Source organism: Shinella agrisoli (genome assembly GCF_046557955.1).
Classification (GTDB): Bacteria; Pseudomonadota; Alphaproteobacteria; order Rhizobiales; family Rhizobiaceae; genus Shinella.
In genome coordinates, this window is sequence record NZ_JBJIEP010000026.1 from 1 (window position 1) to 22,498 (window position 22,498).

The following is a 22,498-nucleotide window of genomic DNA, read 5'->3' on the forward strand; positions in this document are numbered from 1 at the left end:
CGCCGGCCGCATTGCCGGAGCCGACGTCGATCACGCCCTCGTAGCCGCCGGCAAGGCCGGCGCTCCACCAGTCGAGCCGGGCGGCGTTGGCGTCCCCGTCGACCTGGCCGAAGCCGCCGAGCGGGGCTAACCATGCGCCGCGAACGCGGGCATCGGCATAGCCGGACGCATCGTCGATGGCGGCGAGGCCTGCATTGCCGGCCGACATCGCCGGGCCATAGCCGAGCGGCGCGGTGAAGACCTGCGCGCCGGCATTGCCCGAGCCGACGCCTGCCACGCCCTGGTGGCGCAGCGTCCGGTTGAACAGGGCGAACGTCTCGTCGATCACATGCCGGCCGGACGCCTGGACCTCGCCGGAAACCTGGTCGAACGCCCGGCGGGCATCGTCCGCGTTCAATCCCGCAACGGCGTTGAACACGGTCAGCGCGTCGCCGGTCTGTTCGAAGTCATTGAGCGCTCGCGCGGCCTGGGCCTGGTTGTATGTCTCCGCGACCGCGGCAAAGTCGGTCGTCATCGCGATGGTGAGCTCCACATTGTCGGCGTTGTGCGTCAGCGTCGGCGTCAGGAAGGCCGAATGGGTGAGCATCGTCGCCCCGTCGAATGTGCCGGATAGGCCGTTGGGGGTCGTCGTGAGGATCGTATAGGTCTGGCGATCCACATAAGAGGTGTGCGGATCGATGGCCGCCACCGTGACATTGCCGTTCAGGCTCGCCGTTGTCGCGGCCAGCGCGTCATTGGTGCCGTCCGCCGCGATCCGCACCGCGAAGGCGGAATCCGCGTCGAAGGCGACATTGCCCTGTACGGCGAGTGTCCCAAGGGCATCGGCGCCTGGCGCCAGCGTGCCGCCGGTGAGCGACACGTCGCCGGTGACGGTGCCGAGGCCGGACAGGACGCCTTCGGCATCGACGCTCAACAGGGAGGTGCCGAACGATCCGCCGGCGCCGATGCGCAGGTTGCCGGCCGTCACGATGGCGCGCCCGGTCAGGCTGCTGCTGTCACCGGTCAGCGTCGTCATGCCCGTCCCGACGAAGGCGGTCGAACCCGTGCCCGAGAGGACCCCGGCATAGGTGAAATCGTCGGAGCGGTTGAAGACGAGAAAAGCGTTGTCGTTGTGGATATTGCCGGCCACCGATCCGCCCGCGCCCCCATCGCCCAGATACAGATTGCCCTGGTCGATGGTGGTGAGGCCGGTATATGTGTTCTCGCCGGTCAGGGTCAGGATGCCGGCGCCGGTCTTGGTCAGCCCGCCGCTTCCTTCCATCACACCGCTGAAGGTGGTGCTGGTATTGTCTCCGCCTGCGGTCAGTGCCGCCGAGCCGAGCAGTACGCTGCCTTCGCCCGCCAGCGAGCCGACCGTCTGGTCGTAGCCGGCGAGGTCCAGTACCGCCCCGGCCGCGACGACATGCGCGCTGCCGGCGGAGAAAGTGTTCGCCGCCCCGGCGCGCAGGACGCCGCCGTCGATTGCAGTCGCTCCGGCATAGGTATTCGCCCCGGAGAGGATCAGCGTGCCGCCTTCCGTCTTGCTTATGCCGCCAGCGCCGGTGATCGCCGCTGCGATAGTGGCCGTTTCACCGGCGAGAACGCGCAACTCGCTTCCGCCCGCGACCGTTTGCAAAGCCCCGGGGCCAGCAAGAACATAGCCGTCGCTCACGAACTGAAGCCCGCGGAAGCTCTGCGTGCCCTCGATCGCGACCGTTCCGCCGGGGCCCTGGAAGACGCCGTGGTTGCCGGCCCAGGCGACGTCGACGGAGCCGCCGCTGTTGCGCCAGTCGGTGCCAGCCGCGTCCCAGGTCGGGCTGCTGTCCTGCCAGTATTGCAAGCTGGGATCGCCGATCACCGGGTCGGTGCCGCCGCCGGCGATCACCAGATCGACATTGCCGGCGCCCGCCATCACCGTGTAGGTGCCGGCCACGGGCCCGGGCGCCACCACGTCGAGCGTGTTGTCGGCCAGGCTTCCGGCATAGGTCATCAGCCGGTAGTGGCCGATCCCCGCGCCGCCGGCGTCGGTTAGGTGCAGCTGCCCGTCCAGCGTCAGGTTGCCGCCGACGGCGACACGGTCGCTGGAGCCGCCGGCGGGATCGACGGCGCCGCCCGGCGTACCGATCTCGTAGCGCAGCTGCGAGGCCTGGTTGAGCGTCAGATCGCCCGCCACCGTCAGCGTGCCGATGGAGCTCCCCGGCGCGAGGATGCCGTCATCGGCGACAACCACGCTCCCGACCTCGCCGCTGCCGCCGAGCGTGCCGCCGGCGTTCACCGTGACGGCCGAGCCGGCGATCGCACCGTCGACCAGCAGCGTGCCGCCATCGATCGTGACGGGGCCGGCAAAGCCGGTGCCGGCGCCGGTCAGCGTCCAGGTCGATCCGTCGCGCTTGTCCAGCGCCGCAAAGCCGGTAAATTGCCCTCCCAGCGCCGCAAGGTCGAAGCTGGCGTTTCCGACCCCGCCAAGGGTGAGCATGGCGGCACCGTTGCCCTCGACGCCGCCCGTGATCGCATAGCCCGGCCTCAATTCGAGGCGGCCGCCGGAGCCGGTCAGCCGCACGGCCCGCCCCTGCCCCGCCCGGAGCGCGCCGGCCACTATGGCCGTGGCATCGTCTCCCGAAAGATATATCGCCGACGCGGTCGTGTGATCGTGCGTGACGATCTCGCCGGTTCCCAGGACCGTTACCACAGCCCTGTCCCCGCCGATCGAGATGCCGGTGTGGGAGGGAGAGGCCAAACCGCTATATTGCAGGTCGATGCGGCCGGAAACGTCGACGACCGCGTCGCTGGCATCGACATCTCCCGCGATCCCGCGCGCCGCCTGGCCGGTGGTGACAAGGTCTCCCGCAATATCGATGTGCGTTCCGGCACCAGAGAAGCTGATCCCCGTGCCATAAAGGGATTGCGCCGTTATCCCTGCGTCCTGTTCCACGACGATGCGCGCGTCGGCGCCCTGGCTCAGGATCCCGAAAGTATAGGAGCCCGTCGAGCTAATGGCCCCGCCGGACCGAAGACGGATGGTGTTGCCGTCACCAAGGCTGATCATGGCCGGGCGGCGCCCTCCGGAGCTCTGGACCCGGCCGGAAATATCCAGCACGTTCCCGCCGTCGCCAATCACGATGCCGCCGACGGGATTGGCTACGAGATCGGCAAAGTCGTAGTTGAAGCTCGTGCTGATCGTGGCAGGGGCGGTGATGGTCAGCCTGTTTCCGCCGGAAAGATGAAGCGCTGCCCGGTTGGGAATATCGGGCACATTGGCGATCGTGAGCGGAGCCTCCGCGTCGAGCGTGATCGAGGAACCGACAGCCACCGGGCCGGAACTGAGCGTGATCGTCGCGCCTGCCGGCAGGATGCTGCGCACCGTGTCGATCGCCGGATTGCCGTTGGCCGTTTCCACGGCGCTGCGCAGGGTGCCCGGCCCGGAGTCCGACGCGCTCGTGACATCCACCGATTGAGCCCAGGCGGGCGCCACGCCCACGCCGGCCAGCAGCGCCAGCCCGGAAACGCCGGCCGCAAGCCGCGAGCGCCGATGCACCGCGCTGGCCGACGATTGCCTGCAGCCTCCATCATTCTTGATAGATGCCATCGTGTTCATCCCCCTATCTGCTGCCCGCCCCGCCATCCTTGCCGGTGCTGAATGACAATGTTCCAACTCTTAGAATTTCTCCGCTCACCAAAAGGAAATCTACTGAGATACACTCAATTATTTCTTAAAATAGTGATTGATTTCATACTTTACTCCATACACTACATGAAGTTATATTTATTATTCTAGAAATAAGCACTCATCCTCCTGTAAATAGACTCGCATAAGGACAAGTATCTATGTCTCGTGATTTTACCGATCGTCGCCCAATGCGGGAATATGGATAAGTTTAGGCATATGCGCGCAAGTTCGCTCATCCTGCAGAAAACCATACGGCACCCGCCATTCGCGGCGATTTCATCACGCTGCGCGAATCGCGGAAACGATTCGGCAGGCGCATGCCGGGCGAATGGCTCTGGAAATCGCCGCGAGATTGCTTTTAAGTATAGTCAAGGTTTTCCATGGGTTTCGGGATGGTGAGGCCGAAGGGACGGGAAGCCATTTCGTTCGGGATAGGGATACGGGCGGGCGGTGGGCGACAGACCGGCCAATAGGGGATCGGGGACGTTGCTGAGAGGCTGGCGTGAGATCGCCGGTTATTTCGGGCGCGACGTGTCCACCGTGCGCCGCTGGGCTGCCGACCGGTCGCTGCCCGTCTATCGCGTGGGTCGGCGAGACGGGCGAGGCGGTTCGGTGCATGCCTTCGCCGACGAGTTGGAGGCATGGCTGCGCTCCGACAAGGGCCGGACGGTACTGGCGGAGCAGGAGGCACCGGCCGCCGCGCCGCGCGAGGCAACCGGGCATCCCGCCCCGAGAACCCCATCGCGGCGCGGCGTCCTGCTCGGCGCTCTGTCCCTCGCTGGCGCGGCGGCCCTGGGCGGCGTCTTTTGGTGGACCAATGGCCGGGGCGCCGCTCCGAACGGCCTTGCCGCCGGCCGCGACATACCCGCCGAGGCGCGCGACCTCTATCTGCGCGGCACCTACCTGTGGAACGGGCGGACGCCCGAAGGCATCACCGGCGCGATCGAGGCGCTGACGCGGGCGCTCGACATCTATTCCGACTATGCCGAGGCTCATGCCAGCCTCGCCATGACCTACAACCTGGCGCGGCAATATAGCGGAATGTCGGGGTGGGACGCCTATCCGCTTGCCGAGAAGCACGCGCGCCGTGCGGTCGAACTTGCGCCCGACTATGCCTTCGGCCACAGCGTGCTGGCGTTCGTGGAGTTCTTCTGGCTCTGGCAGGTGCGCGCCGGCCTCGAGCGTTTCGAGACGGCCCGGCGGCTCGATCCGAAGGACGCCAACAATCTGATGTGGCATGCCAGCGCGTTGATCCATATCCTGCGCTATGAGGACGCCCTGACGGTCCTCGCGCGGGCGCGGGAACTGGACCCCGGCAACGCCACGGTTCACAATTTCCGGGCCTTGTCGCTCCATGCGCTCGGACGGCGCGAGGAAGGGCTCGCCTTGCTGGACGAACTGATCCGCAACGATCCCGGCCATCCTTGGCACTACAACACGCTGGCGCTCTGCCGGCTGGCGGAAATGGACTATGCCGGCTTCCTCGAAAACTTCGCCAAGGTGGGCGACAGGATCAGCGTGTCCCGCCACCGGGCGATAGCCGAAGCCGGTCTCGCCGCCCTGCGCCGGAATGGCACGCGGGCCATGTCCGAGGCCATGGCGGCGATCGACCGGGACTATTTCGAGCGAGGCGAGGCGCTGGCCTGGGACGTGGCCATGGACTACGCTATGGTCGGCAACTGGCAGGATGCCATTCCGCTGCTGCGCACCAGCCTGGAGCGCCATGAGGAGCGTTTGATCGGCGTCAAGATGAATCCGGCCTTCTGGCCGATCCGCGAGCGGCCAGAGTATCGGCAGTTGCTGGCCGATATCGGCCTGCCGACAGAATGGCCGGCGGGCCTGTGAGGCGGCGATGAGCGGGGCGAAGCACCGGGCAGACGGGATCGGACGCATCGGCGGCGGCGTCGAGGCACCATTGAAGGGCTGGCGCGAGATCGCAGAATTTCTCGGCCGCGACCAGAGCACGGTGCGCCGCTGGGCGGAATCGCGGCGGCTTCCGGTGTTCCGTGCCAGCGAGGGCGGACGCGGCGTGCCGGTGCATGCCTATGGCAGCGAGCTTCAGGCATGGCTGCGCGACGAAGCCCGCCGCGGCGGCATGGACGGGCATCTGCCGGCAACGGACAAAGCCAGGGAAGCAGGCGAAGAGACCGCCCCGGCCGTGGAATTGCCGCGCAACGAAACCGTGACCCCGCGCCGTCTCGCGCTTGTCGTCGGGGTCTGTCTCGGCGTCGGCTTCTGTCTCGGCACGATCGCGTCCCTGGGGGGCGTGCTTCTGGCCTCGTACGGTCGTCCCGCAGCCCGCCTTGCCGTCGCCGGAGCCGCCGTCCCCGAAGCTGCCCGCGAGCTCTACCTGCGCGGATCGTTCCTGTGGCACCGCCGCACGGCGGGCAGCATCGCGGAGGCGATCGGCGTGCTCGACCGGGCCGTGACGATCCATCCGGACTATGCCGAAGCCCACGCCGCGTTGGCGACGAGCTATATTCTGGCCGAGCGCTACCAGGTCCGGTCGGGGTGGGAGGCGTTTCCGAAGGCAGAGCGCGCCGCGCGCCGGGCGATCGCGCTGAACCCTGACCTCGACCTTGCGCAGAGTGCCCTCGCCTATCTCGAGTTCCGCTGGCACTGGGACGCCGATGCCGGCTTTGCACGCTTCGAGCGAACGCTGAGCCGGCATCCTAAATCCGCCGATACCCTGTTCTGGTATGCCAACGTGCTGATGTTGGCTGGCCGGGCGGAGGAGGCGCTGCCGCTTGTCATCGAGGCGGAGGAGATCGACCCCGACAGCAGCGCCATTCGCACTCTTCACGCGCACATCCTGTTCCTGTTGGGCCGCACGGAGGAAAGCAGGGGACTTCTGGAGGAGATCGTGGCGCGCGATCCCGGCTACCCATGGCCGCGCTACACCCTCTGTTTCATCCGCCTCGCGGCCGAGGACTATTCGGCCTATCTCGATACCTACATCGCTTTCGGCGATGCCCTCGGCGTTGCGCGTTACCGCGAGGCGGCAGATGCGGGCCGGACCGCACTTGCCGGGGGTGGGGCGCGCGCGATGGCGGAGGCCATGGCCGCCGTCGAGACCCTGTACTACGAACGCGGTGAAGCGCTTGCATGGGACGTGGCTCGGCACTTCGCCATCGCCGGCCGCGCCGACGAGGCGCTGTCCTGGCTGCGCATCGCCGCCAATCGCCGTGAAGCCCGGCTGATGGACATTCAGGCCGATCCTGCGTTCAGACCAATGCGCGACGACGCGCGCTTCCGCGACTTTCTCGCCAACCTCGGCTTCCCGGAAAGTTAGAGCATTTGCTGCCTGGCGGCGAGCAAGGCGAAGCCGATGCCGGCGTCCAGCAGCGAGGCCGGCCCATGAATTTTACGGCTTCTGTTTACTGAATGCTGCCCAGAGTGACGATCTGGTCGACAACCACCTCCAGCGACGCATTGATGTCGTTTGTGATTGAACGTTCGTCTGCCGTTGGCGGTTCGAGGGCGTCGAACTGGCTGTCGATGAGGCTAGCGGGCATGAAGTGGCCGCGCGTCCAGACGCTCCTCGTCCCACGCTGGGCAAGAGCCGACCTGCAATAGCTCGATCCTGCTCATGATATTACCTTTGCCGCTCACGTCTCGACGATCAGACCTTTGGCCTTGAGCACCGCTTCCAGCTTGCTGACCTCGACGACGGACTTGCCGGCCTTGTAGGCGGCGATATATCCGGCCTCGGCGTCTTCACGGGCCTGCGACAGCCTTGCAACCTCGAGCGCCTCCTCGCGCCGCACGACGACAAGGCCATCGGCGTCACCGACGACGATGTCGCCGGGATGGACGAGCTCGCCGCCGATGACGATCGGATCGTTGGTGGAGGTCAGGGTTTCCTTGACGGTGCCCTTGATGCAGACGCTGAGCGAGAAGACCGGGAAGCCGAGTTCGCGCAGCTGCAGCGAGTCGCGCACGCCGCTGTCCGTCACCAGGCCGCCGATGCCCTTGGCAAGGCAGGCATTGGCGAGCACGTCGCCGAAGGAACCCGCCTCCTCGTATTCGCCGCCCGAGACGACGATGATGTCACCGGGCTCGGCGTAATTGATCGCGAGCTGCAACATGATGTTGTCGCGCGGAGCGCAGCGCACGGTGAAGGCGGGGCCGCACAGCTTCATACGGTAGTCGACCGGCTTGATGCGCGAGGAGAGCGCGCCTCTGCGACCCTGTGCCTCGTGAATGGTCGCCGGCGAGAATTTGGCCAGGGCCTCCACTTCGGCGAAACTCGGGCGAACAGGCATTTTCTTTATGTGCGTCATGATTTTTCCCACGGGTAATCATCGCGGCGGGCGCAACGCCCGCCGCCGACTGTCCAAGTCATGTTGGCAAGGGGTCGCTCGCGCGCGATCCCTTACGGGATCTGGTCGAACTTCAGCTCGGAGAGCGGCACGACCTTGTCGGTGCGGGTCATCTTGTATTCGGTGTCCGGGCCGAGCCACTTGTCCCAGATCTGGTTGAGCTCGCCGCTTTCATCCAGCTTGCGCAGCACCTCGTTGATCTTGGCCGTCAGCGCCGGCTGGTCCTTCTGCATGCCGATACCGATCGGCTGGAACAGCATGGGCTCCTCGATCATGCGCATCTCGCGGCCCTTGGTCTTGGATTCGTTGACCAGCTTGGTCGTCGTCATGGTGTTGGCGACCATGCCGCGCGCCTTGCCCTGCTGGGCGGCGAGATAGGCGGAAGCCGTGTCCTGGAAGGTCAGAGGCTCGGACTTGTTGAGCTTGATCGACATTTCCGAGGTCGAGCCCTTGGTGGAGGCGATGCGCTGGCCGACATAATCGGCCTTCGACTTGCCGGGATCGTCGGCCGGCACGATCAGCATTTCCTTGGCGAGATAGTAGGGATCGCTGAACTGGATCTGCTCGGCGCGGCTCTTTGTATAGGCGAGGTTGGCGACGGTGATGTCGACGCGTCCGAGCTTGACCTCCGGCACGCGGGCTTCCACCGAGACCGGCTTGATCTCGGCCTTCACGCCGAGTTCACGGGCGATGGCGCCGCAAAGATCGACGTCGAAGCCGACCATTTCGCGGGTCTGCGTGTCCGGCGCGGCGAAGGGCGGTACATCGGCGAAGGTCGCGCAGCGCAGCGTCTTGTTGGCGATGATGTCGTCGAGCTGGTCGGCCTTGGCGGGGCCGGCGAGCGCGGCGGCCGCGACGGTCGCCGTAAGGATAAGATGATGGCACTTCATGCTGTTCTCCTCTTGCTTGGTATTAGTGGCGCAGGTCCGCAAGGAACCGTTGCGCGCGCGGATGCTTCGGGTTCTTGAAGAATTCGTCGGGGGTCGCGGTCTCGATGATCTCGCCGCCGTCGATGAACCAGATGCGATCGGCCACATCGCGGGCGAAGCCCATTTCATGCGTCACGCACATCATGGTCATGCCCTCGGCCGCCAGCGACTTCATGACGCTCAGAACTTCGCCGACCATTTCCGGGTCCAGCGCGCTGGTCGGCTCATCGAAGAGCATGACGGGCGGCTCCATGGCGAGCGCCCGGGCGATGGCGACGCGCTGCTGCTGGCCGCCGGAAAGCTGCGCCGGATAGGAATTGGCCTTTTCGCGCAGGCCCACCCGGTCGAGCAGCTTCAGCGCCTTCTCGTGCGCCTCGGCCGCCGGCACGCCCTTCACGCGCATGGGGGACATGGCGACATTGTCGACCGCGGAGAGATGCGGGAAAAGATTGAAGCTCTGGAAGACGAAGCCGATGCGGCTGCGCAGGCGGTTGAGGTCGCGGCCGCTCATCGGGGCGTGGATGTCCTGCCCTTCGAAGAAGATCGAGCCGCTGTTGATCTCCTCGAGCCGATTCACGGTGCGGATCAGCGTCGACTTGCCGGAGCCGGAGGGTCCGCAGATGACGACCACCTCGCCACGGGCGACGGTCGCATCGATCCCTTTCAGCACGTCGAAGTCGCCATAGCTCTTCCGAACCTCGGCAAGCCGGATCGTCTGGTCGTTCCCGGTATTGGATACTGAAGCGATCATGGCTGCTCCGTCACTTTGGGGGTCAGGGGAAGAGCGATCCCGCCGCGGGGCACGGGGCCGAGCCCCGCCCGCCGGCGGGTGATGCGCCGCTCGACGACATTGGTGAGCCAGGTGAGCGACCAGCAGATCATGTAGTAGGTGAGCGCCAGGATCAGGAACACCTGGAAGGGCTGCGTGAGGAGCTGGTTGTTGACCTGGCTGGCGGCGAAGGTGAGATCCGGCACGTTGATGACATAACCGAGCGTCGTGTCCTTGATGGTTGCCACGAAGGTCGACAGCATGCTCGGGATCATGTTGTAGAGCGCCTGCGGCAGGATGACGTAACGCATGGCGCTGAACCAGCCGTGGCCGAGGGCGCGCGCCGCATCCATCTGCCCCTGCCCGAGCGCCACGATGCCGGCGCGGATGATCTCGCTGAGGAACGCCCCCTGGTAGACGACGAGGGTGGCGAGCATGGTGAGGAAGCTCGGCACGTCCGCACCGGTGAGCAGCGGCACGAGGAAATAGCTCCAGAGCACCAGCATCAGGAGCGGCACGCCGCGTGTCACATAGACCAGCACCGTCACCGGCCAGCGCAGCACCCGGTATTTCGAAAGGCGCGCGAAGGCGAGCAGGATGGCGAAGGGAAAGGCGATGACGATGCTGAGCGCCGAGAGGATCAGCGTATTGGCAAGGCCGCCGAGGGGTCCGTTCGGATACTGGCCGATGAGCAGCAGCAGCCAGTATTCGTCGATGATGGCAATGATGTCGTGGATCATCGGCTCGCTCCGTTCACCGGATCCGCGCGCCAGGTGAGATATGCCCCGGCTCCCATGATGATGAGCGAGAAGAAGAGGTAGAGGACCGTTCCGATCAGGTAGATCTCGAAGGTGCGGAAGGAGAGGTTCTCGATCTCCTTGACGGCGTGGCTGAGCTCCGGCGCACCGATGACGATGGCAAGACTCGAATTCTTGAAGAGCGAGACGCTGTGGTTGACGAGGGCCGGCAGCGCATTGCGCACGCCCTGCGGGATCAGAACGTAGCGCATGGCCGAGATGTAGCCGTGGCCGAGCGCCCGCGCCGCCTCCATCTGGCCCGCATTGATCGAGCGCAGCCCCGAGCGCAGGTCCTCGCTGAAATAGGCCGCCTGGCAAAGCCCGAGGCCGACGATGGCGAAGATCATTTCCGCCGAATGGGCCGAAAGCCAATCGGAAAGGGCCGTGGGCAGGATCGTGTAGATGCCGAAATACCAGAGCATCAGCTGCACGAGGGTCGGCACGTTGCGGTGATAGGACACGTAGCCCGCCACCACCGCATTGCCGATGCGGCCCGGCGAAAAGCGGGTGGCGAGCAGCGCCACCGCAAGGCTCATCGCGAGCAGCCACGAGCAGATCGCGATGATGAAGGTCATCTCGATGCCGTGGGCCAGCATGGCCATGTATTCGGGATCGCCGAGGATGGCGGTGAGGTCGAAGCCTTTCACGGCTGCCGCTCCTGCGGACGGGCCGTCTGCAGGCCACCCATCACCTGGAGCGTCGGCGTGATTTCCATATGGCCGATATTGACCGCGACGGGCGCAGCGATGGCGAAGGCGACGGCGTCGGCGATGTCGGAAGCCTGCGGCAGCTCGAAGCCGTCGATGAAGCGCTCGCGGATCGACGGGTCGTCGCCGTGCACATGGTTAAAGATGTCGGTCGCCACGCGGCCGGGGCAGATTTCCGTCACCCGCACGCGCTTGCCGAAGGTGTCGATGCGCAGCTGGTTGGACAGCATGGCGACGCCGGCCTTGGTGGCGTGATAGGTGGAGTTGCCGCCGAAATTGTAGTTGCCGGCGATCGAGGTGATGTTGACGACATGGCCGCGGTCGCGCGCCGCCATGCCGGGAACGATCAGCCGGCAGAGATGGAGGACCGCGCGCAGGTTGACGTCGACGAGCAGGTCGATGTCGCCATCCTCCGCCTCCAGGAATTTCTTCGGCCGGTCGACGCCGGCATTGTTGACGAGGATGTCGAATTCGACCTCGCCGGCGAGCCTCGCAAGCGCGGCACGGTCCTTGACGTCGATGGCGTGGGGAACGCAGCCCGTGCGCGCGGCAAGCGCCTGGAGGGCATCCGCGCTGCGCGCGACGGCGTGCACCTCCAGCCCCTCGCGGCGAAGCCGTTCGACGACCGCAGCACCGATCCCGGAGGAGGCGCCGGTTACCAGCGCGGTTCTGTAATCGGAAAAGGACATTGTTGTTCCCCTGTTGTTGAAAGAGAGAGTAGCGAAGCTTTTCCGCTCTGAATAAGACCGTTTGAATCTGGATGGATAAGGAAGCCTTATGGGCTTGCCGCCGCCCCTTGGGCCTGTAACATTCCACACCGTTCAGGACAGGTTCGGCATATGGATATCAGGCGCCTCAAATCCTTCATCGTCATCGTCGATACGGGCAGCATCACCCGCGCCGCCGACGTGCTGCACATCGCCCAGCCGGCGCTCAGCCAGCAGCTCGCCGCGCTGGAGGACCATTTTCGGCAAAAACTCCTGATCCGCAGCCAGCAGGGCGTCTCCATGACGGAGGCGGGCAAGGCGGTCTACCGCCACGCCCAGATCATCCTGCGCCAGATGGACCAGGCGCAGGCCGACGTGAAGGCGGCAGGCTCCACGCTGGTCGGGCGCGTCTCGGTCGGCCTCGTACCTTTTTCGAGTGCGGCGACGCTTTCCGTCGACCTCCTCACCGAAACGCGCAAGCGCCACCCCGGCATCCTCCTGCATCTCACCGAAAGCGTCGGCCAGACCTATAGCCAGATGATCATGAACGGCCGGCTGGAAATGGCGCTCATCCACGGCACCGGCCCCATCAAGGGCGTGCGCTTCGAGCCGGTTTTCGTGGAGGAGTTCCACCTCGTCGCCCACCGGGACCTCGGCATCGAGCCGGGCGAGGCGCCTCTGCCGGTCAGCACGCTGAACGACCTGCCGCTCCTCCTGCCGCCGCCCTACAATTTCGTGCGCCGCGCCATCGACCTCGCCTTCACCCGCGGCCGCCTGTCGCTGAACGTGGTGGCGGAGGTGGAGATCGTGCGCACGCTGGGCCGCGCCGTCAGCCGCGGCGTCGGCGCGACGATCATGCCGCGCGCCATCGCCGAGCGCATCGTCGCCGAAAGCTCCGAGCCGATCGTCTCGCGCGTGGTGACGCCGCGGATCGAGGAGACGCTGTCGCTGTGCGTCTCCGACCAGAGCGAGCTGTCGGAGCCGGCATTGGCGGTGCGGTCGATCCTGATGGAGCTGACCGCACGGCTCAAAGGTTAGCGCAACCCCACGCAGAATTCGGCGATGCGCCCGCACGCCTCGTCCAGTTGCTCCATGCTCGTGGCATAGGAGATGCGGAAGAAAGGGCTCATGCCATAGGCCGCGCCCTGCACGGTCGTGACGTGGTGCTCGTCGAGCAGCGCGAGTACGAAATCCGTGTCGGTCTCGATCTTCCGCCCGCCCGTGCTGGTCCGGCCGATGAGGCTGGCGATGTTCGGGAAGACATAGAAGGCACCTTCCGGCTTGTGGCAGCGGATGCCCTCGATCTCGCCGAGCCTTTCCAGGACGAAATCGCGCCGCCTCTTGTAGATCGCCGCACGCTCCTTCAGGAGATCCTGCGGCCCGTCCAGCACGGCGGCGACGGCGGCCTGGGTGATGGTCGAGGTGCCGCCGCTGTTCTGGCCGTTGACATTGCTGATCGCCTTGATGAGGTCCTTCGGCCCGCCGCAGAAGCCGAGGCGCCAGCCGGTCATCGCATAGGCCTTGGAGGCGCCGTTGACCGTCAGCACGCGATCCTTCAGACGCGGCTCCACCTCGGCAATGGTGCAGAACTCGAAACCGTCATAGATCAGGTGCTCGTACATGTCGTCGGTCATGATCCAGACATGCGGATGCTTCAGCATCACCTCGGCGATGGCTTTCATTTCTGCGCGCGAGCAGGCGGCGCCTGTCGGATTGTTCGGGAAGTTCAGGAACAGCCATTTCGTCCGCGGAGTGATCGCAGCATCGAGGTCCTCGGCACTGAGCTTGAAGCCGTTCTGCTGCGGGCAATCGACCGGCACCGGCACGCCGCCGGAAAATTTCACGATATCCGCATAGCTGATCCAAGATGGTGACGGGATGACCACCTCGTCGCCCGGATTGCAGGTGGCCATGACGGCGTTGAAGATGATCTGCTTGCCGCCGCCGGCAACGACGATCTCCGAGGGATCGTAGTCGAGATTGTTGTCGCGTTTGAATTTCCGGGAGATCGCCTGGCGCAGCGCCGGCGTGCCGTCGAGCGGGGGATATTTCGTGTCGCCGGCAAGGGCGGCTGCATGGGCGGCCTCGATCGCATTGGCGGGCGTCGCGAAATCCGGTTCGCCGGAGGAGAGGCTGATGACCTTGACGCCCTTGGCCGAAAGGTCGCGGGCACGCTGGGTCATGGCAGCGGAAGCGGAGACGGAAACGTTCTTCAGGCGGTCGGCGATGGCGGGCATGGCGGTTGCTTTCGATGGAGCGGAGAGGAAGTTCATCGCAGGAGTTTCGAGACAGGCGTGACAGTGCCGCCGGCCGCCTCGATCTCGCTGCGCACGGTGCGGGCAAGATCGAGCGAGCCGGGCGTATCGCTGTGGACGAGAATGGAGCGCGCCCGCATGGGAATGACGGTCCCGTCGATGGCCGTGACGGTCGCGTCGAGAAGGAATTGCCGCACGCGGGCGCGGACCGAAGCCTCGTCCTTGACCAGCGCGCCGGGCTTTCCGCGCGGCACGAGCGCGCCTCTGGCGTCATAGGCGCGGTCGGCGAGGAAGAGCGTCAGCGTCTTCAGCCCGGCCTCATTGGCCGCGCGCTCGATGACGCTGTCCGCCGTACCGAAGACGACGAGGCGGGGATCTACCGTGCGGATCGCCTGCATCATGGCGGCGGCGAGCGCCGGATCCCGGTTGACCATGTTGCCCATGGCCGCATGGAAGCTGACATGGGAGACCGCGACACCCTCGGCCTTGGCGATCGCCGTCAGCGCGCCGAGCTGGTAGAGCATCTGCTGGCGCAGTTCATCCGGCCCGAAGGGCAGTTCGCGGCGTCCGAAACCCTGCCGGTCCGGTAGGCCGGGATGCGCACCGACATCGACGCCTCTCTCCCGCGCCAGGCGCACCATGCGCGCCATCGTGTCGGGATCGCCGGCATGGAAGCCGCAGGCGATGTTGGCGGAGGTGACGAGATCCATCATCGCTTCGTCGTCGCAGAGCCTGTAGGGGCCGAAACCCTCGCCCATGTCGGAATTGAGATCCACCTGCATGCAATCCTCCTATGCCATGGCGGCAAGCGCCTGGCTCACCAGCCGCGCGGTCCTGTGGACATCCGCGATATAGGCGGCGAGCGCCGCCTCCACGGCCTTGGCCTGCGCATGCGTCGCCGGCACGAAACGCAGCAGCGAGCCGATGCGCGCCTGCCCGAGCCGCCAGAGATCGGCCTCGATGACGCCGGCGATCTTGGGATAGCCGCCCGCCGTATTGGCATCGCTCATCTGGACGATGGGCTCGCCGGCCGGCGGTACCTGGACGACTCCCGGCACGACGCCGTGCGAGCGCATCTCCACGACCTCGGTCGGATGGATCGGGTCGCCGCTCAGCCGGTAGCCGGTTCGGTCGCTGCGCGCGGAGATCTTCCATGGCTGGTTCCAGAAGCGTTCCGCATCCGCACCGAAGAGATCGTGTTCGCCAGCCGGCAGTGCGCGGATAACCAACGCACCGCCCTCGGCGACGGGGAAGGCATCCTTCATCGCCATTGCCGGCGGCACCACGCCGAAACCACCCTTCGGCAGGAAACCGCCACCAGCCATGCCCGTCGCGATGCGGTCGCCCACCGCGAGCATCCGACCCTGAACCCCGCCGAAGCCGCCGCGCAGCGACGTGCTGCGCGAGCCCATGACCGGAGCCACATCCGCCCCGCCGGCAAGGCAGAGATAGGCTCGCGCATCCTTCAGCGGCGGGGAAAGTTCCAGCACCTGTCCCGGCCCCGCCTCGGCCGTCCACCAGGGCGGCACCGGCATGCCGTCAAGCGTTGCCCGGCAATCCGCACCCGTTACGGCAAAGGCGCCGCTCTGCGAAAAGCGCACCCGGAAGGGAAAGGTCTGTACCTCGATGCCGGCCGCATCAGGCGCATTGCCGAGGAGCACGTTGCCGGTCCTGAGCGCCAGCGGATCCATTGCACCGCAGGCCGTGACACCGATGTTGCGGTAGCCGGGCCGGCCGAGGTCCTGGACCGTGTTCAACGGTCCCGTTGCGACGATCTCGATCACAGTTCGATCCTTTCGGGACGGAAGCGCACGGTATCGCCGGGGGCCATGACGGCAGGGACGGCAGCCATGGGGTCGAACATCTGGAGTTCGGCAAAGCCGATGGAGTTCCAGCCATTCGGCCCGGTCAGCACGGCGACCCCCGTCTGCATGCCGCCGATGGTCACGCAGCCGCGCGCCATGTGGAGCGAGGGCACGGTCTTGCGCGGCATGTGGATGCGCGGATCGAGCCCGTGCAGGTAGCCAAAGCCCGGCGCGCTGCCGAGCGCGAAGACCCGGTAGGTGCCCTCGTGGTGGATGCGCACCACCTCCCGGTCGGAGAGGCCGGAGAGGTCACAGAGCGCCGGCAGGTCGGTCGCGTGCTCTCCGCCATAGGTGACGGCGATCTCGATCTCGCGGCCCGCGAGATCGACGCCCCGCGCGCGCCGCCACTCCTCCTGCAACAGACGAACGACCGTCTCCGGCGCGTCCGGGATCTCCCTTAGGATGACCAGCAGGTTCGTCATGCCCGGCACGATCTCGGCGATTTCCGGACGGGCTTCGAGCGCATGGGACAACGCCCAGATACGCCGCTGGTTCGGCAGGTCGAAGGCGCCGGGCGCCTCGACCAGGAAGGCGCGCACCCCTATGAAGGAGATTTTTGCGTATTCGTCCGTGTCCGGCACGATGGAGACAGGCGCCGCGTGCAGAAACGTCATCGGGCAGGCTCCATCGTCAGGACGGCATCGCCGTAGCCGATCAGTTCGCCGGCACGAGCATGGATTTTGGCAACGATCCCCGCCTCGGGCGCGATCACCGGCAGCAGCATCGGCCCGATCTCGACGAAGCCGGCGAGAGAGCCGGCTTCGAGCATTCCGCCCTCACCGGCAAGCGGCACCGCCTCGGGCGCGCAAGGATGCCTATCGCGAAAGAGGCCCGCCATCGGCGCCTTGACGGCGCGGCCTCCGGGCGCCTCGGACACGGCTTCGGCAGCCCGCACGGAGCGCATGCCGGCAGAAAGAGCGATCTTCAGCGCGCCGCCATCCGGCGTGGTGATCTCCAGCGCGCTTGCGCCGGAACTTTCGAGCCAGCCGGTCAGGGTGGAGACGAGGGCGGGATCGGAAAGATCGCCGATCGTGTTCCTGCCCGTCGAGCGGTCACGCCTCGCCACGGGGTTCCTCCCTCAGCCGCTTTTCAAGATGATGGATATCGACGCAGCCGCGCACGAAATCGGGATCGGAGAAGATCCGCCCGTGCAGCGGAAGATTGGTGGCGATTCCCTCGATGCGGGTCTCGGACAGGGCGACCTGCATGCGGCGGATCGCAGCCGCGCGGGTCGGCGCATGGACGATCAACTTGGCGATCAGGGAATCGTAGTAGGGAGAGACACGGTATCCTGCCGAGACATGCGTATCGACGCGAATGCCAGGGCCATTCGGGAAGCGCAGCGCGGTTATGCGCCCCGGCGAGGCGACGAAGGTGGCGGGATCCTCGGCATTGATGCGGCACTCGAAAGCATGGCCCCGCGCTTCGCCGGTAAAATGCGCGGCGTCCATCATCTCGCCCTGCGCGACGCGCAACTGTTCATGCACGAGATCCACGCCAGCCGTCACTTCGGTGACGGGATGTTCGACCTGCAGGCGGGTGTTCATCTCGATGAAATAGAATTCGCCGTTCTCGTAGAGGAATTCAAAAGTGCCGACGCCGCGATAGCCGATCTGGCGGCAGGCCTCTGCGCAACGCGCACCGATCCGCTCAGCCAGTTCCGGCGCGATGCCCGGTGCGGGCGCCTCCTCCACAACCTTCTGATGCCGGCGCTGGACGGAGCAGTCGCGATGCCCGACCCAGACGGCATTGCCGTGGTTGTCGCACAGGACCTGGAATTCGACGTGGCGCGGATGCTCCAGGAATTTCTCCATGTAGAGCTCCGGCTTGCCAAAGGCGCGGCGCGCCTCCTCGCGGGTGATGGCGATGGCATCGGCCACCTCGCCGCCTTCGCGCACGACGCGCATGCCGCGCCCGCCTCCGCCGCCGGCCGCCTTGACGATGACCGGATAGCCGATCTCCTCGGCAATCACCCGCACCGCCTCGGCATCCTCCGGCAGCGGCTCGCCCGGCCCCGGCACGCACGGCACGCCCGCCGCCATCATCGCCCGCTTGGCGGCGATCTTGTCGCCCATCGTGCGGATCGCAGAAGCCGGCGGGCCAACGAAGGTAAGCCCCGCCTTTTCCACCGCCTCCGCGAAATCGGCATTTTCCGACAGGAATCCGTAGCCGGGATGGACCGCCTCGGCACCTGTCACCCGGGCGGCAAGCAGAATGGCTGCCTGGTTGAGATAGCTGCGTCCCGGCGCCGATGGCCCGATGGCAAGCGGCCCGCCCTCCCCGGGCGCAGGCCGGCCCACCGTGTCCGCCTCCGAGGCGATGAGGACCGGCCGCAGCCCGAGCTCCAGGCAGGCGCGCTCGATGCGCACGGCGATCTCGCCGCGATTGGCGATGAGGACGGAGGTGAAAGGCATGCCCATCAGACGATCTCCACGAGCGGATCGCCGAAGCCGACATCCTGCCCGTCCTCGAAGAAGATGCGCTTGACGGTCCCGCCGAACGGCGCGCTGACCGTGGTGAAGACCTTCATAGCCTCGACAATGCAGAGCGCCTGGCCGATCTCGACCGGATCGCCGACGGCGATCAGCGGCGCGGCGCCGGGGCTTGCGGACCGGTGAAGGACGCCGGCGATGGCCGAACGCACGAGCCGGTCATCCGCCTGCTCGTTTTTTTCACCCGGAGCCACCGTGGCAGAGGCTTGCGGCCCGCCCGATGCTGGCTCGTCTCCGGAAGCGGCCGGCTGCAAGGGATTGCGAATGACGACGGTCGTGCCCGCCTCACTGACCGTCAGTTCCGAGACACGCGAGCGACCGACGAAATCGAGAAGCGACTTGATCTTTTCCAGATCCATAGTTTTCCCCAAGGGCACGGCAGAACCGGCATGTGGCGCAGCGGCCAACCCTCCGGTCCGATTGGGAAAACCTTACACAGCATTGCGATTGATGGGGGCAGACAAACTTTCAATACCGATGCCGCCGATCATGTCGCATCACGCCCGACATGACTCCAGGTCCAAATGCAGCCAGCGACATTGGCAGAGGATCAATCTGACCCATCTCAACCTGCCGCATAGCCGATACGCCAGCCGGTCATCGCATAGGCCTGGCGGACGGCGCATCAAGCTTCGAGATCAACAGGCAGCTATTGGACCGAACAAGCGCCCGAGCAACAGGCTTCGTTCAACTCACCATCGGCAAGAAACGACACATATTGTTTTTGCGCCTTGGCGTTTCAGCCTGAGGAGCGGCGAATCGCTTCCAAACGGAGAACAATACTCATCGCTCCTACAGGAAATACTTATAGGCATTTTCCTCAAGTTCCTTCAAAATCTGGAGCGTTCCGTCTTTTTGACCGAGTCCCGGAAGGAGGATATCAAGCCTGTGGCGGGCTGAGATTGCATAGTTGGTCGCCCCCACGACGCAGGCGATCCGGGCAAAGCAGGCTTCTTCCGTCAGCTCCGGCCTCGCCATTCGAATGGCCTTCGCGTAGGCGCGCGTGGATTCATCATAAGCCTTGTGACGCAGGCGGTAGGAGAGCTCTGTCGGTTCGCTCTCGACCCGCCATTGGAAGCGCAGGAACGCCTCCCCCTCCTCGGTAACGACGAGCTCCTGCAATGGCGCGACGAAGCTCGCCAGAAGCTCCGGCAGCCCGCCGCCTGCGGCCGTCACAGCGGCAAGCCGCTCAAGGCGCATCGCACCAATCTTGCCGGCCGTTTGGAGATATATCTCCTCGTGCAGTCTCTCTTTGCTACCGAAATAGTAAGTGAGCAGAGCATTCGATACGCCCACCTTTTCGCTGATCATCTTGAAACTGGTGCCCGCATAGCCGTGCTCGGCAAAGAGATCGCGGGCCACCCTCAGGATCGTTTCGCGCGCGTCGCTCTGCCCTTCCGGCCGTCCCGGAAGCTTTCTCGGTTTTCGCACGCAGTTCCTCTCCAGGTCTGGACTGAACGAAGGCGCGCGGCCGCGCCCCAATCAGATCAATCCTGTACTAAATATTATCGAGGCGGTCCAACATACCTTCGATGTCTGCCGAATGAACCACATTGCCATATTTCTGGCCGATGTCGAAAAGGTTTGCTTCATGCGGCCCGAGCGCCCGGTCGCCCACGCAATCCCTCGGCACGACCGGCAGGATGCCGCCCTGCATGGCATCGAGAACGCTCGCCCGGATGCAGCCGGACGTCACGCAGCCGCAGACGACGAGGCTGCGGATACCGCGCATGGCAAGCCAGCCCATCAGCCCTGTGGAGGCAAAGCCTGAAGGTTGCTGCTTGCGCACGACCAATTCGCCGGCAAGCGGCGCGAGTTCCGGGACGATGGCGCTTGCCGGATTGGTTTCGGTCAGCGCCAGAAGGCTCGGCACCTTCTGCGAAAAGAGGGTCGCGTCCGACCCGTCTTCCGCAAAGACGATGCGAGTATGGGCGATCGGCAAGCCTCGCGCCCTGAAGAGCGCGAGAACCGGAACGGTAGCCTTGATCGCCTCCGCAATGTTGCCGCCGCCGAAAGCATTCGGGTCCGCGAAACCGTTGACGAAATCAACGATGAGAAGGGCCACAGGACCCTTCTCATCGGCAACGGCACCGAAGCCTTGCTTCGAATAGACCTCGAGTTCGCTCACGAGAGCTTGTGCAAGACGACCTTGCCCTCTTCCACCACGGTGCGGTCACCGACCTTCACCGTGCAATTGCGCATCGGGATGTCGATATGGCAGGCGCTGGTGCGCGATCCGCCGGCCTCGTTGTTCGGCCCCGTCGAGAACAGGAAGTTACCGGCGAAGGCGCGGGCATCCATGCCGATCGTCTGTTCTCGGTCGTAGAATCCGAGCGTCGACCAGTGGGCCTTCGTTTGCGTGCCCCAGCCGATATGGGAGATGGCATAGACCTCCGGATCGTCGAAGCTCTCCATATACTCCTTGAGGAGCGCCGCATCCACGCCGCCGGCGATTTCCGTGATGAAGCCGTTCTTGACGGTCAGGCGGATCGGGCCGTTCACGTAGCATTTCTGAGGCAGCAGGATGTCGCCGGTGTCGATGACGATCGTGCCGTTGCTTGAGCCCTCATTAGCGAAGGTCGCGCAGAAGCCCGAGGGCCAGTGGTCCCAGCGGCCGGGCTCGTCGACGAAGCCCCACTCCTTGGTGACCGGGAAATCGCCGATGCCGAAGGTCACGTCCGTGCCGGCCTTCGACGTGACGCGCATCGTCTTGGCCGACGTCAGAATCGCGGTGGCGTTCTCGACCAGCTCCTTGTCGGAGGCCTGCGGCAGCATGCGCAGCAGGATTTCCGGCGGCTCGACGGCAAGGAGGATCTTCGTGCCGCTCTCGAGGATTTCCACCTGCTCGTTGGAGAAGAGCAGCGTCATCAGGTCGAGCACCATGTCGGAGGATTTCAGCATGGCGAGCGCAGGAGCATTGCCGGTGAGCGGCGTATCGCCGAGATAGGCGAGCAGGTCGCGCGAGAGCGCCTTCTCGCCATTCTTCGGCAGCATGTCGAGCCGGTTGACGACGGCGCCCATCTTCTCGGTGGCGACGAGCGCCGTGCGCAGCGTCTGTTCGTGGGTCATCGGGCCGGTGAGGATCGTCACGCTCTGTCCGGCTTCGAGTTTGGAAAGGCCGAGAACGTGTTCCCAGGCGGCTACCATCTGTGCGTCACTTACGGGCATCTCATGTCTCCTTGGCGGTTGAAAAGGGTCAGGCGCGCGCGAAGAATTCGCGACACAGGCGGAAGAAGATTTCGGGCGTATCCCACGGGATCATGTGCCCGGCTTCGGGGATCCGGTGGATCTCGAGCTTCGGAGCAAGCGCGGCGATTTCGGCCTGCTCCTCGGGGGTGATGAGCGGGCTCTGGCCACCGATCATCAGATGCGTCGGAACCTCGAGCTTCGGCAGCTCGCTGTGAATATCGTCCTCCAGCACGTCGATGCGAAAGTCGATGATCGCGCGCGGGTCACAGGTATGAATCCACTCGACGCGCAGCGCCAACTGGTCGTCGCGCCAGCGCGGGAAATACGGTCGCATGTCTTCGACCGTCATGTCGCCGCGCGCACCTGCGGAAATCTGGTCGGTGAACCATTCATGCGTCGCGCCATGGCCACGCTGGCCGGGGCCGGTGATCGGGGGATCGATGATCATCAGCTTTTTCGGCGTCGCGCCGTAGCGGGTGACGGCGACGGGGGCGATGCGTCCGCCCATCGAATGGCCGAGGAGATGGTAGTTCTCAAGGCCCATGACAGCAGCGAAGGCGGCCGCGTCGGCGGCCATGGCATTGATCGAATAGTCGAGCGCCGGGCCGGCCTCGGAAAGGCCCCGACCGCGCATATCGAGCACGTAGACGTCGAAATCCTTGCCGAGTTCGTCGGCAAACTCCGCCCAGGTGATGGCGGGACTGGTGATGCCGGGCAGCACCAGCATCTGCGGTCCCTTCCCGCCGAAATGCAGGTAGTGCTGGCGGATATCGTTGGCGCGCACCAAGCCGCCGGAGATGAAGGTGGTCATCTGGTCTCT

22 protein-coding genes are annotated in these 22,498 nt (G+C 65.5%); 3 read left to right on the forward strand and 19 right to left on the reverse strand.

Features of this window, described 5'->3' with window-relative positions; genetic code table 11:
* The coding region (locus ACIIOY_RS22230; protein WP_411036854.1) for a beta strand repeat-containing protein at positions 1 to 3,565 on the reverse strand (3,565 nt) is incomplete at its 3' end.
* Positions 3,566 to 4,096: 531 nt separating this feature from the next.
* Here ACIIOY_RS22230 and ACIIOY_RS22235 point away from each other — a divergent pair.
* Positions 4,097 to 5,491 carry a tetratricopeptide repeat protein gene (locus ACIIOY_RS22235; protein WP_411036855.1) on the forward strand — a complete coding sequence of 465 codons (1,395 nt, stop codon included), beginning with the start codon at positions 4,097 to 4,099 and terminating at the stop codon, positions 5,489 to 5,491.
* A 7-nt stretch (positions 5,492 to 5,498) separates the two neighbouring features.
* Positions 5,499 to 6,938, forward strand: coding sequence for a tetratricopeptide repeat protein (locus tag ACIIOY_RS22240; protein WP_411036856.1), 1,440 nt, complete (start codon positions 5,499 to 5,501; stop codon positions 6,936 to 6,938).
* A gap of 85 nt (positions 6,939 to 7,023) precedes the next feature.
* On the opposite strand, the gene ACIIOY_RS22245 is transcribed toward ACIIOY_RS22240, so the two are convergent.
* The 7 genes from ACIIOY_RS22245 to ACIIOY_RS22275 form a co-directional block, all read right to left on the reverse strand.
* Positions 7,024 to 7,161 carry a hypothetical protein gene (locus ACIIOY_RS22245; protein WP_411036857.1) on the reverse strand — a complete coding sequence of 46 codons (138 nt, stop codon included), beginning with the start codon at positions 7,159 to 7,161 and terminating at the stop codon, positions 7,024 to 7,026.
* Positions 7,162 to 7,254: 93 nt separating this feature from the next.
* On the reverse strand, positions 7,255 to 7,929 hold the full coding sequence (locus ACIIOY_RS22250; protein ID WP_411036858.1) for a 4-carboxy-4-hydroxy-2-oxoadipate aldolase/oxaloacetate decarboxylase: 675 nt from the start codon (positions 7,927 to 7,929) through the stop codon (positions 7,255 to 7,257).
* A gap of 92 nt (positions 7,930 to 8,021) precedes the next feature.
* Positions 8,022 to 8,858, reverse strand: a complete 837-nt coding sequence (locus tag ACIIOY_RS22255) for an ABC transporter substrate-binding protein (RefSeq protein WP_411036859.1) — start codon at positions 8,856 to 8,858, stop codon at positions 8,022 to 8,024.
* Between the two features lie 22 nt (positions 8,859 to 8,880).
* The gene (locus ACIIOY_RS22260) at positions 8,881 to 9,648 is read right to left on the reverse strand and encodes an amino acid ABC transporter ATP-binding protein (RefSeq protein WP_411036860.1); all 768 of its coding nucleotides are present in this window, start codon (positions 9,646 to 9,648) and stop codon (positions 8,881 to 8,883) included.
* A complete protein-coding gene (locus tag ACIIOY_RS22265) occupies positions 9,645 to 10,406 on the reverse strand; it encodes an amino acid ABC transporter permease (protein ID WP_411036861.1) in 762 nt (253 codons plus the stop codon). The genes ACIIOY_RS22260 and ACIIOY_RS22265 overlap by 4 nt, the downstream gene beginning before the upstream one ends.
* Positions 10,403 to 11,110, reverse strand: coding sequence for an amino acid ABC transporter permease (locus ACIIOY_RS22270; protein ID WP_411036862.1), 708 nt, complete (start codon positions 11,108 to 11,110; stop codon positions 10,403 to 10,405). Before ACIIOY_RS22270 ends, ACIIOY_RS22265 begins: the two co-directional genes overlap by 4 nt.
* Positions 11,107 to 11,859 (reverse strand): SDR family oxidoreductase, encoded by a 753-nt coding sequence (locus ACIIOY_RS22275; protein ID WP_411036863.1) that lies wholly within the window; start codon positions 11,857 to 11,859, stop codon positions 11,107 to 11,109. The genes ACIIOY_RS22270 and ACIIOY_RS22275 overlap by 4 nt, the downstream gene beginning before the upstream one ends.
* 150 nt (positions 11,860 to 12,009) lie before the next feature.
* Here ACIIOY_RS22275 and nac point away from each other — a divergent pair, with 150 nt between their 5' ends.
* Positions 12,010 to 12,915, forward strand: a complete 906-nt coding sequence (gene nac / locus ACIIOY_RS22280) for a nitrogen assimilation transcriptional regulator NAC (protein ID WP_411036864.1) — start codon at positions 12,010 to 12,012, stop codon at positions 12,913 to 12,915.
* Here the strand turns inward: nac and ACIIOY_RS22285 are convergent.
* The 11 genes from ACIIOY_RS22285 to ACIIOY_RS22335 all read right to left on the reverse strand — a co-directional run bounded on the left by ACIIOY_RS22285 (position 12,912) and on the right by ACIIOY_RS22335 (position 22,489).
* Complete coding sequence (locus tag ACIIOY_RS22285; protein WP_411036865.1) at positions 12,912 to 14,114, reverse strand: pyridoxal phosphate-dependent aminotransferase; 1,203 nt, start codon at positions 14,112 to 14,114, stop codon at positions 12,912 to 12,914. The two genes, nac and ACIIOY_RS22285, sit on opposite strands and share 4 nt — an antisense overlap.
* Positions 14,115 to 14,146: 32 nt before the next feature.
* Positions 14,147 to 14,914: a LamB/YcsF family protein gene (locus tag ACIIOY_RS22290; RefSeq protein WP_411036866.1), complete on the reverse strand. Its 768-nt coding sequence runs from the start codon at positions 14,912 to 14,914 to the stop codon at positions 14,147 to 14,149.
* A gap of 9 nt (positions 14,915 to 14,923) precedes the next feature.
* Entirely contained in the window at positions 14,924 to 15,916 is a 993-nt protein-coding gene (locus ACIIOY_RS22295; RefSeq protein ID WP_411036867.1) for a 5-oxoprolinase subunit C family protein, read from the reverse strand.
* Positions 15,913 to 16,611 (reverse strand): 5-oxoprolinase subunit PxpB, encoded by a 699-nt coding sequence (gene pxpB, locus ACIIOY_RS22300; RefSeq protein WP_411036868.1) that lies wholly within the window; start codon positions 16,609 to 16,611, stop codon positions 15,913 to 15,915. Before pxpB ends, ACIIOY_RS22295 begins: the two co-directional genes overlap by 4 nt.
* Positions 16,608 to 17,063, reverse strand: coding sequence for a hypothetical protein (locus ACIIOY_RS22305; RefSeq protein ID WP_411036869.1), 456 nt, complete (start codon positions 17,061 to 17,063; stop codon positions 16,608 to 16,610). Before ACIIOY_RS22305 ends, pxpB begins: the two co-directional genes overlap by 4 nt.
* Complete coding sequence (locus ACIIOY_RS22310; protein WP_411036870.1) at positions 17,050 to 18,417, reverse strand: acetyl-CoA carboxylase biotin carboxylase subunit; 1,368 nt, start codon at positions 18,415 to 18,417, stop codon at positions 17,050 to 17,052. Before ACIIOY_RS22310 ends, ACIIOY_RS22305 begins: the two co-directional genes overlap by 14 nt.
* Positions 18,417 to 18,848, reverse strand: a complete 432-nt coding sequence (locus ACIIOY_RS22315; RefSeq protein WP_411036871.1) for an acetyl-CoA carboxylase biotin carboxyl carrier protein — start codon at positions 18,846 to 18,848, stop codon at positions 18,417 to 18,419. Before ACIIOY_RS22315 ends, ACIIOY_RS22310 begins: the two co-directional genes overlap by 1 nt.
* A gap of 433 nt (positions 18,849 to 19,281) precedes the next feature.
* The gene (locus tag ACIIOY_RS22320) at positions 19,282 to 19,920 is read right to left on the reverse strand and encodes a TetR/AcrR family transcriptional regulator (RefSeq protein ID WP_411036872.1); all 639 of its coding nucleotides are present in this window, start codon (positions 19,918 to 19,920) and stop codon (positions 19,282 to 19,284) included.
* Between the two features lie 67 nt (positions 19,921 to 19,987).
* Positions 19,988 to 20,554: an isochorismatase family protein gene (locus tag ACIIOY_RS22325; protein ID WP_411036873.1), complete on the reverse strand. Its 567-nt coding sequence runs from the start codon at positions 20,552 to 20,554 to the stop codon at positions 19,988 to 19,990.
* Between the two features lie 59 nt (positions 20,555 to 20,613).
* Complete coding sequence (locus ACIIOY_RS22330) at positions 20,614 to 21,657, reverse strand: 2,5-dihydroxypyridine 5,6-dioxygenase NicX family protein (RefSeq protein WP_411036874.1); 1,044 nt, start codon at positions 21,655 to 21,657, stop codon at positions 20,614 to 20,616.
* A gap of 28 nt (positions 21,658 to 21,685) precedes the next feature.
* A complete protein-coding gene (locus tag ACIIOY_RS22335; RefSeq protein ID WP_411036875.1) occupies positions 21,686 to 22,489 on the reverse strand; it encodes an alpha/beta fold hydrolase in 804 nt (267 codons plus the stop codon).
* Positions 22,490 to 22,498: the final 9 nt, after the last annotated feature.

What these genes read in the sequence shown, in the direction of transcription:
- ACIIOY_RS22240 (WP_411036856.1), top strand. Translation starts at nt 5,499, where the DNA reads ATGAGCGGGGCGAAGCACCGGGCAGACGGGATCGGACGCATCGGCGGC.
- ACIIOY_RS22245 (WP_411036857.1), bottom strand. Translation starts at nt 7,161, where the DNA reads ATGCCCGCTAGCCTCATCGACAGCCAGTTCGACGCCCTCGAACCGCCA.
- ACIIOY_RS22250 (WP_411036858.1), bottom strand. Translation starts at nt 7,929, where the DNA reads ATGACGCACATAAAGAAAATGCCTGTTCGCCCGAGTTTCGCCGAAGTG.
- ACIIOY_RS22255 (WP_411036859.1), bottom strand. Translation starts at nt 8,858, where the DNA reads ATGAAGTGCCATCATCTTATCCTTACGGCGACCGTCGCGGCCGCCGCG.
- ACIIOY_RS22260 (WP_411036860.1), bottom strand. Translation starts at nt 9,648, where the DNA reads ATGATCGCTTCAGTATCCAATACCGGGAACGACCAGACGATCCGGCTT.
- ACIIOY_RS22265 (WP_411036861.1), bottom strand. Translation starts at nt 10,406, where the DNA reads ATGATCCACGACATCATTGCCATCATCGACGAATACTGGCTGCTGCTG.
- ACIIOY_RS22275 (WP_411036863.1), bottom strand. Translation starts at nt 11,859, where the DNA reads ATGTCCTTTTCCGATTACAGAACCGCGCTGGTAACCGGCGCCTCCTCC.
- nac (WP_411036864.1), top strand. Translation starts at nt 12,010, where the DNA reads ATGGATATCAGGCGCCTCAAATCCTTCATCGTCATCGTCGATACGGGC.
- ACIIOY_RS22285 (WP_411036865.1), bottom strand. Translation starts at nt 14,114, where the DNA reads ATGCCCGCCATCGCCGACCGCCTGAAGAACGTTTCCGTCTCCGCTTCC.
- ACIIOY_RS22290 (WP_411036866.1), bottom strand. Translation starts at nt 14,914, where the DNA reads ATGCAGGTGGATCTCAATTCCGACATGGGCGAGGGTTTCGGCCCCTAC.
- pxpB (WP_411036868.1), bottom strand. Translation starts at nt 16,611, where the DNA reads ATGACGTTTCTGCACGCGGCGCCTGTCTCCATCGTGCCGGACACGGAC.
- ACIIOY_RS22310 (WP_411036870.1), bottom strand. Translation starts at nt 18,417, where the DNA reads ATGGGCATGCCTTTCACCTCCGTCCTCATCGCCAATCGCGGCGAGATC.
- ACIIOY_RS22315 (WP_411036871.1), bottom strand. Translation starts at nt 18,848, where the DNA reads ATGGATCTGGAAAAGATCAAGTCGCTTCTCGATTTCGTCGGTCGCTCG.
- ACIIOY_RS22330 (WP_411036874.1), bottom strand. Translation starts at nt 21,657, where the DNA reads ATGCCCGTAAGTGACGCACAGATGGTAGCCGCCTGGGAACACGTTCTC.
- ACIIOY_RS22335 (WP_411036875.1), bottom strand. Translation starts at nt 22,489, where the DNA reads ATGACCACCTTCATCTCCGGCGGCTTGGTGCGCGCCAACGATATCCGC.